The 8,008-nt window shown below is 56.5% G+C and carries 6 protein-coding genes and 1 tRNA gene; 6 read left to right on the forward strand and 1 reads right to left on the reverse strand.

Annotated elements, in window-relative coordinates; genetic code table 11:
- Nucleotides 1-112: 112 nt before the first annotated feature.
- Genes iolD through iolG form a run of 6 tightly spaced genes read left to right on the forward strand, consistent with a single transcriptional unit; the run spans nucleotide 113 to nucleotide 6,482 of the window.
- On the forward strand, nucleotides 113-1,981 hold the full coding sequence (gene iolD, locus ACR0AH_RS09600) for a 3D-(3,5/4)-trihydroxycyclohexane-1,2-dione acylhydrolase (decyclizing) (RefSeq protein WP_480591639.1): 1,869 nt from the start codon (nucleotides 113-115) through the stop codon (nucleotides 1,979-1,981).
- Nucleotides 1,981-2,820 (forward strand): phytanoyl-CoA dioxygenase family protein, encoded by an 840-nt coding sequence (locus tag ACR0AH_RS09605; RefSeq protein WP_170733963.1) that lies wholly within the window; start codon nucleotides 1,981-1,983, stop codon nucleotides 2,818-2,820. The genes iolD and ACR0AH_RS09605 overlap by 1 nt, the downstream gene beginning before the upstream one ends.
- Entirely contained in the window at nucleotides 2,817-3,794 is a 978-nt protein-coding gene (gene iolC, locus ACR0AH_RS09610; protein WP_480591642.1) for a 5-dehydro-2-deoxygluconokinase, read from the forward strand. Before ACR0AH_RS09605 ends, iolC begins: the two co-directional genes overlap by 4 nt.
- A gap of 12 nt (nucleotides 3,795-3,806) precedes the next feature.
- Nucleotides 3,807-4,664, forward strand: a complete 858-nt coding sequence (locus tag ACR0AH_RS09615; protein WP_480591645.1) for a 5-deoxy-glucuronate isomerase — start codon at nucleotides 3,807-3,809, stop codon at nucleotides 4,662-4,664.
- On the forward strand, nucleotides 4,661-5,491 hold the full coding sequence (locus ACR0AH_RS09620) for a class II fructose-bisphosphate aldolase (protein ID WP_480591648.1): 831 nt from the start codon (nucleotides 4,661-4,663) through the stop codon (nucleotides 5,489-5,491). Before ACR0AH_RS09615 ends, ACR0AH_RS09620 begins: the two co-directional genes overlap by 4 nt.
- Nucleotide 5,492: 1 nt before the next feature.
- Complete coding sequence (iolG, locus tag ACR0AH_RS09625) at nucleotides 5,493-6,482, forward strand: inositol 2-dehydrogenase (RefSeq protein WP_480591651.1); 990 nt, start codon at nucleotides 5,493-5,495, stop codon at nucleotides 6,480-6,482.
- A 1,435-nt stretch (nucleotides 6,483-7,917) separates the two neighbouring features.
- Here the strand turns inward: iolG and ACR0AH_RS09630 are convergent.
- Nucleotides 7,918-7,994 (reverse strand) — tRNA-Met (locus ACR0AH_RS09630).
- Between the last annotated feature and the right edge of the window lie 14 nt (nucleotides 7,995-8,008).

Here is an 8,008-nt window from a genome sequence, read left to right on the forward strand (position 1 = left end):
CTTTTTCTTGAAAACCATTTGCAACCGGTTGCAAAACTTGTATCGTGAGAATAGGACTCTCGCAAGCTGCATTCGGCACTGCATCTTAATTTTCCTAAAGGAGCCCGCAGACATGTCCGCGCAACACGACACTGTTTACCTGACAACGGCGCAGGCGATCATTCGCTGGCTGTCGAACCAGTTCATCGAGATCGATGGTCAGGAATATCGCCTATGTGGCGGGGGTTTCGGAATTTTTGGTCATGGCAATGTGACCTGCCTGGGCGAGGCACTGAATACTGTCCGGGATGAACTGCCGTTGTATCGCGGACAGAATGAACAGAGCATGGGATTCGCCGCTGCAGGCTATGCCAAGCAGTGGCTGCGTCAGCGATTCATGTTTTGCACCGCTAGCGCAGGCCCCGGCACTGCGAATCTGTTGACTGCTGCTGGACTGGCCCATGCGAACCGACTGCCAATGCTGATGTTGTGCGGGGACACGTTCAACACCCGCTTGCCGGATCCGGTTCTGCAGCAGATGGAGAACTACTATGACCCGACGTTTGGTGTGAATGACGCCTTCAAACCGGTCAGCCGCTATTGGGATCGCATCACGCATCCGGCACAGGTCATTCAATCTCTGCCCGCCGCTATAGCGACAATGCTGGACCCGGGTGATTGCGGGCCTGCGTTCCTGGGGCTGCCGCAGGATGTGCAGGGTTGGACCTATGACTACCCGGTTAAGTTCTTCGAGAAAAAAGTGCATCGCATTCGCCGCCAATCTCCCGATGCTCATGAAATCGCCGATGCCGCTACCGCGTTGGCCGGCGCGAAACGCCCGATGATCATCGCGGGTGGGGGCGTGCAGTATTCCAAAGCCGTGACCGATTTGACCGAATTCGCCGAAAAGTTTCAGATTCCGGTCGTCGAAACCATCGCGGGCCGCGCCAATATGCTGGCGACCCATCCGCTGAACATTGGCCCGATCGGCGTCACTGGATCGGACAGTGCCAACGCAATTGCGGAACAAGCCGATGTGATTGTCGCCGTCGGGACGCGCTTGCAGGATTTCACAACCGGCTCGTGGACTGCCTTTGCCAAGGACGCTCAGTTCATCTCGATCAATGCTGCGCGGCATGATGCGGGTAAGCACATGTCCTTGCCAGTTGTTGGGGATGCCAAGCTGTCGATTCAGGCTCTAACACAGGCTGTTGACTATACCGCCCCGCCCGACTGGGTGGCTCTGGCACAAGTCGAACGGCGCAAGTGGGATGCCTACGTGGCCGAAAATGTGTCTTACGGGAACCGTCCAAATTCCTATGCTCAAGCCATCGGCGTTGTGAACGAACTTTGCGACCCGCGTGACCGCGTGGTCGCCGCTGCCGGAGGTCTGCCCGCTGAAGTCACCGCCAACTGGCGCACGCTGGATATTGGCACCGTTGATGTTGAGTTCGGATTCTCCTGCATGGGCTATGAGATCGCAGGCGCTTGGGGCGCGCGCATTGCCCAATCTGAGCGTGAGCCGGATAAGGACACGATTACGTTTTGCGGTGATGGCTCATATCTGATGCTGAACTCGGACATCTATTCCTCGGTTCTGAGCCGCAAAAAGATGATTGTTCTGGTGCTGGACAATGGCGGTTTTGCAGTCATCAACAAGCTGCAGAACAACACAGGCAACGAAAGCTTCAACAACCTGCTGGAAGACTGCCCCACCATCCCCGAAGCCTTTGGCGTTGATTTCGCGGCCCACGCGGCCTCGATGGGGGCCACCAGCGAAAAGGTCGCGAACCCGGCAGAACTGGCCGAAGCGTTCAAGCGCGCCAAGGCCAGCGACAAGACTTATGTGATTGTGATGGACGTGGACGCCTATGAAGGCTGGACCACTGAAGGCCATGCATGGTGGGAGGTTGGAACACCCCACACTTCGGCTGACGAGAGGGTTCGTGATGCTCATGTCGAATGGGAATCGACCCGCGAAAAACAACGCAAGGGCATCTGATGAAACGGTTCAAGGCAGAAACGGCTGACCCAGACGTCATTGTGGATGAATTGCTGAACGGTGATGGAGTCGTCGCAATCTCGGGCCTTTTCACCCCTGAAGAGATCGCCGAGGCACGTGCCATCGTCATGGCCGAATCCGAAACAGCGGCCGAGAAAGTGACCCATTTCCAAGGCGCTGCGGAAGAGGATGGCAAACTGAACCTGCAGCGGCGGGTCTGGAATCTGTTGGCCAAGGGCGACGTGTTTTCACGCATGGCTGCGCATCCGGTTCTGATGAAGATCCTCCGCAAGTTTCTGGGGACCGAGTTCATCATGGGCTCGATCGCTGCCAATCGCATCCTGCCGGGCGGGCCGGGGCAGGAGCCGCATGTCGACTATCCCTATTGGGACTTTCACAGCCCTGAAACGCATCCCGTCGGTCTGAATGGATCATTTCCGATGAATGCACAGGTCTCGGTTTTGCTGGACCCGTTCACCAAGGAAAGCGGCGCGACCGGCTATGTACCCGGATCGCAGAAAGAGCTGCGTTATCCCACGCCCGAAGACAAGTTCTATGACAAATGCGAGCAGATGACCGGTGAGCCTGGCGATGTTGCTCTGTTCTATGGCGTGACGTGGCATTGCGCGATGCCGAACAAAGCGGATCACGACCGCAGCGCGATCCTGATCCAGTACCTGCCCAAATGGGTTAAACCGATGGAAGATATGCCCGCTGCGCTACCGCAGGATTTCATTGATCAGGCAAGTCCCGATCTGCGGCAGTTGCTGGGCTTGAACTATCCCTACCCCGAGGTGCTGGATGCCGCGCGGGCAGGCAATACCGAGGGGCGCACGTGACTCTGATTGAAGGTATAAAAGGTAACCGCTTTGCCGTGTTCGGCAGGGCCGGAATGGACATGTTTGCGGATCCGGTCGGAACCAAAAGCGAAGATGCACAGGTGTTTCGCGCCGATCTGGGCGGATCAAGCGCCAATATCTGCGCCGGACTGGTGAAGCTGGGATCGCAAGCGGCGCTGGTCACCTCGGTCTCGGATGATGCCGTGGGGCGGTTCTGTGTGAACCGGCTGCGCGACTATGGCGTTGAAACGAGAAATGTCCGAGCTGTGGGTGGCGAGGCGCGTACGTCCTTGGCTGTCTACGAAAGTTGCATCGAAGACTTTCAGAATGTCATCTACCGCAACGGCGCCGCTGATTTCCAGGTAACCGAGGCGGATATGGATGAGGTCGACTACAGCGCCTTCTCAGCCCTGATCACGGCGGGCACGGTGTTTGCTGCGGAACCCTCACGCTCGGCCACCTTCCGCGCGTTTGAAAATGCGCGCGCCTCAGGCCTGCCGGTGATCTTCGACATCGATTACCGCCCCTATAGTTGGCCATCACCCGAAGTCGCCTCAGAGGTTCTGACCCGCGCAGGGAATGAAAGCGATCTTATCGTAGGCAATGATGAAGAGTTCGGCTTTATGGCGGGCGGCATCGAAAAAGGTTTAGACAAGGCCCGCGAATTGGCGGCCAACGGCAAGATGGTGATCTACAAGATGGGCCATGAGGGGGCCATTACGCTGGCAGACGGGCAAGAGGTCCGCACCGGCATCTACCCGGTTACCGCCGTGAAGCCCAACGGCGCAGGCGACAGTTTTCTGGCCGGTCTGCTGGCCTCGATCGCTGCGGGGCATGACCTGCGCGATGCGGTGCTGCGCGGTTCGGCCTGCGCGTCGATCGTCGTGTCGAAACCCGGCTGCGCCGGGGCCATGCCGACGACGCCCGAACTTGACGAATTTCTGGCCCAACACCCGGGCCCAACCGATACCTGAAAGGAGACGCAGATGCATATTGCGCCCCATGACAATCAGAACAAACCTATCGTCGATGCCGACCATGATCTGGTGCCGCTAAACTATTTCAACATCGTCAAACTGAAAAAGGGCGAGGTGTTCGAATATGCCGTACCGGGCTATGAGACCTGCATCGTGCCCGCCACCGGTACCGTGGATATCGATGTGGACGGCGCGATCTATACCAACCTTGGCAACCGCACCATCGACGTCTGGGATGGCGAGCCCGAGGGCGTATACGTTCCCGTCGGCGCCAAGGTTCGAATAACCTGCATGACGGATGAAACCGAAACCTTCATCGCGGGCGCAAAATTCGACCGTGTACTTGAACCCTTTGATGTCCGCGTACCCGAGCTGGATCTGGTGCAGTATGGATCGGACGACACCAAAACCCATCGAAAAATCAAACACATTCTGGGCGCGAACCATCACGACAAGGTCGGCCGCTTGCTGGTGTCTGAACTTTATACCGTGGGTCAGGGCGGCTGGTCCGGCTTTCCCAGCCACAAACATGACACCGACCGCAAAAGCGACGATGGCGAAATGATCGAAACCCGCCATGACGAAACCTATAATTTCCGCTTCCGGCCCAACTATGGTTCTGGCGTCCAGATGCTGCAGCGCGAAGACAACAAGCCGGGTGATGCCTATCACATCATGGATGGCTCGACGATCCTGCTGGACAAGGGCTATCACCCCTGCGCAGTTTTGCCGGGGTATGAAATGTACTATTTCACCATCCTCGGCGGGCTCAGTCAGCGCTCGCTGAAGCAGTATTTCCAACCGACCCATGCAGCCCAGCTGCATACGATCCCGGGCATTATGGACATGGTGGCCAAGTTCAAATGAGCCTTGTGACATTATCGGACGTGCTGCAACCCGCGCTGCGCGACGGCTATGCCGTGGCCGGGTTGGTGACGCTGGGCTGGGAGGACATGCGTGCCTACGTGGCCGCTGCAGAAGCCGAAGGCGTACCGATCATCCTGCAAGCCGGCCCATCATGCCGCGAACACACGCCGCTGCCGGTTCTGGGCAAGATGTTCCGCCATCTGGCCGAAGGGGCCAGTGTGCCTGTCGTGGCCCATCTGGACCATGGCTATACGTGGGACGAGTGCCGCATCGCCATCGACAGCGGCTTCACCTCTGTCATGTTTGACGGATCGCGCAAGCCTTTGGAACAGAATATCGCCGAGACCGCTGCAATTGCCGAGATGGCCCATGCCGCTGGTGTCTCCTGCGAGGGGGAAATCGGTTTTGTCGGCTATTCGGGTGGTGAAGGTTCGGACGGAACCGACCCGGAGGAAGCCGCGCAATTCGCCCGAGAGACCGGCGTGGATGCAATGGCGATCTCGGTCGGCAACGTCCATTTGCAGCAGAACAAAGAGGGCGGTCTGGACGAGGCCCGTATCCGCGCCATTGAAGCCGTGACCGATATACCTCTGGTAATCCATGGCGGCTCGGGCGTGCCGGTTGCGCAACGTGCTGCGCTGGCGCGCGGATCGAAAATCTGCAAATTTAACATCGGGACCGAGCTGCGAATGGTCTTTGGGAATGCCCTGCGAACGGCCGTGAATGCCGATCCGGACAGGTTCGACCGCGTTCAAATACTGAAAGATACACATGAACCGGTGGTCAAGGCGACGCGCCGGGTACTGAAAGCGTTCAAAGGGGCATGACATGCTGAATATCGGGCTATTGGGGTGCGGGCGGATCGGTCAGGTTCATGCGCGCTCGATCGGGCAGATTGATGGCGCACGGGTGAGCGCAGTGGCGGACGCATTCACAGAACCGGCTCAGATGCTGGCCGACAAAACTGGCGCACAGATCCTGTCGGCGGACGAACTGATCGAAAGCAAAGATGTCGATGCTGTCGTCATCGGTACTCCGACCGACACCCATTACGATCTGATCCATAAAGCGGCGAATGCCGGCAAAGCGATCTTCTGCGAAAAGCCGGTGGACATGTCCGCTGACCGCATCCGCGACTGCATCAAGGTGGTCGAAGCCACCGGCGTGCCCTTCATGACGGCCTTCAACCGCCGCTTTGATCCGAGCTTTGCCAATATTCAATCCCGCATCGCCGAAGGTGAGATCGGCGCGGTCGAAATTGTCACCATTCTGTCCCGCGACCCCTCGCCGCCACCGATCAGCTATATCGAAAGCTCGGGTGGGTTGTTCCGCGATATGATGATCCATGACTTGGATATGGCACGTTTCTTGCTGGGCGAAGAACCTATCAGCGTTTACGCTGTTGGATCATCGCTCGTCGATCCCGAGATCGGCAAAGCCGGAGACGTCGACACCGCAGCCGTAACCCTGACGACAGCCAGTGGCAAGATTTGCCAGATCTCCAACTCGCGCCGCGCCAGCTATGGCTATGATCAGCGCATCGAGGTGCATGGCGAGAAGGGCATGTTGCGGGCCGAAAACATGTTGGAGAATGCGGTTGAGGTCGCGACTCCGTCGGGTTTCCGCAAAGCCCCCGCCCAGCATTTCTTTCTTGAACGCTACGAAGGCGCCTATCAAGCCGAGATGGCCCATTTCACTGCCGCTGTGTCCGGATCAGGACAACTTGCACCAGGTATCATCGATGGGCTGCGGGCTCAGTTGCTGGCCGATGCGGCGGACGCGTCCTTGAAGCAGGGCATCGTTATCAGCCTCGCTTGAGGTTTTTGGGAAATCATCGAGGTTCAAGGTACGACGCGCCAAACTCGTACCCCCTCAAGAAATCATCAGACATCTTCTAGGCGCGCCGTATCGTTTTGGTATCTGGGCGAGATGTCCGGAATGTGTCTGAAAGATTAATTTTCCCAACTACGGGGAACCCCCAATATACGGGCCTATACGCATCGCATAACCTGAGCTCAACGGACTACTTTCAATGTTCCGTGTATCCCCTTCAGAGGGGTTGGCTCGACCCCCTCGCCAACCCCTCTGCTAGGTGGAATGTGAGGCGACGCTTTCAATCTAATACCGCCACCGCGAGATTTGGACGAAGCGGGCTTGTTTTCGGGCCCTAGACCTGTTCACTTTGGGTGACGACGGCGTCAACGATGAACGAAAAAGAAGTACATGGTGTTTCTTTAATTTTTTAGTTTCAATGTCTTACTACAAAGCCACCGACACCCCGAGAGAACAGTTGTCACGAGCGCGACAACATGCGCCTAAAGGCCCTACAACTTTGCGGTGCTACATTAGATCGCTGAAACAAGCGCATTCACGGCTCCGGCAAAACCAGCCACTGCCACAACACTTGCCAAAATGACGCAAAGGATTTCCAACGCACTGAGTTTCATATCGGCCCCCACCGGAATGCTGCACCCGGCATAGAGCAAGTCTTGAAAGGCGAAAAGTGAGCTTATGTTTACGTTGCGGAAACTTGCTATCCAGGCAGCGCTTACTTGCTCAGATACCGCTCTCAGGACGTTAGTTGGGGTCGTTCTGATGGCATTTCTATCTTGACCTGTTGCACCTCTGCATCGCCGATTGCACATCATTCGGCGCGCAACGATCAATGGAAAGATACCTGAAACTGCGCCCATAGAATCTAATGGCGCTGTCGAAGTACACCATAACTATACCCAGTTGCGCGATACAAAAGGTTTGAACGCGCATTGTATCAACGCCACCGAAAATGCGCTTCATTCATTGGACGATCAGAAGACTGCTCGTGGGGCGGCATATCGAACTAGGTAACCCCCTCAAATCCAGTTGGAAAAACTAGAAAGTGCTAAAATAAAGACATGCCGCCCTCTGTGCCAAGATGGCATTATGGCAAAAATGTGTCCACGACTAAATTCGAAACTCTTAGTTCGCGAATTGGAAACAAGATGTTTCGGAAAGATCCTCGGGACTACGGAAAAACCTGCACTTCGAAAGCGTCCAGTGACGAAAGTTTGAATTTAACTGATAACTCTACTACATTGCTCACTCTTCTAAGAGGCATGCTGACAAGCGGATCGTCGTTGTCTTTTTGTCCATCTCAGTAGAGACTACGATACTTCGATCTTTAGGTTATGAGCCTGACGAATTTTGATCGTTAATCGAACAGTCCGGTGGGCTGTTTTTAGTCTGCACGGGCTGCTCTGGGGTTTTCCGACACTGGTTGCGGGAGCAGGATTTGAACCTGCGACCTTCAGGTTATGAGCCTGACGAGCTACCGGGCTGCTCCATCCCGCGACACTTTAAGTGAC

The organism is Ruegeria sp. AM5 (assembly GCF_056540645.1).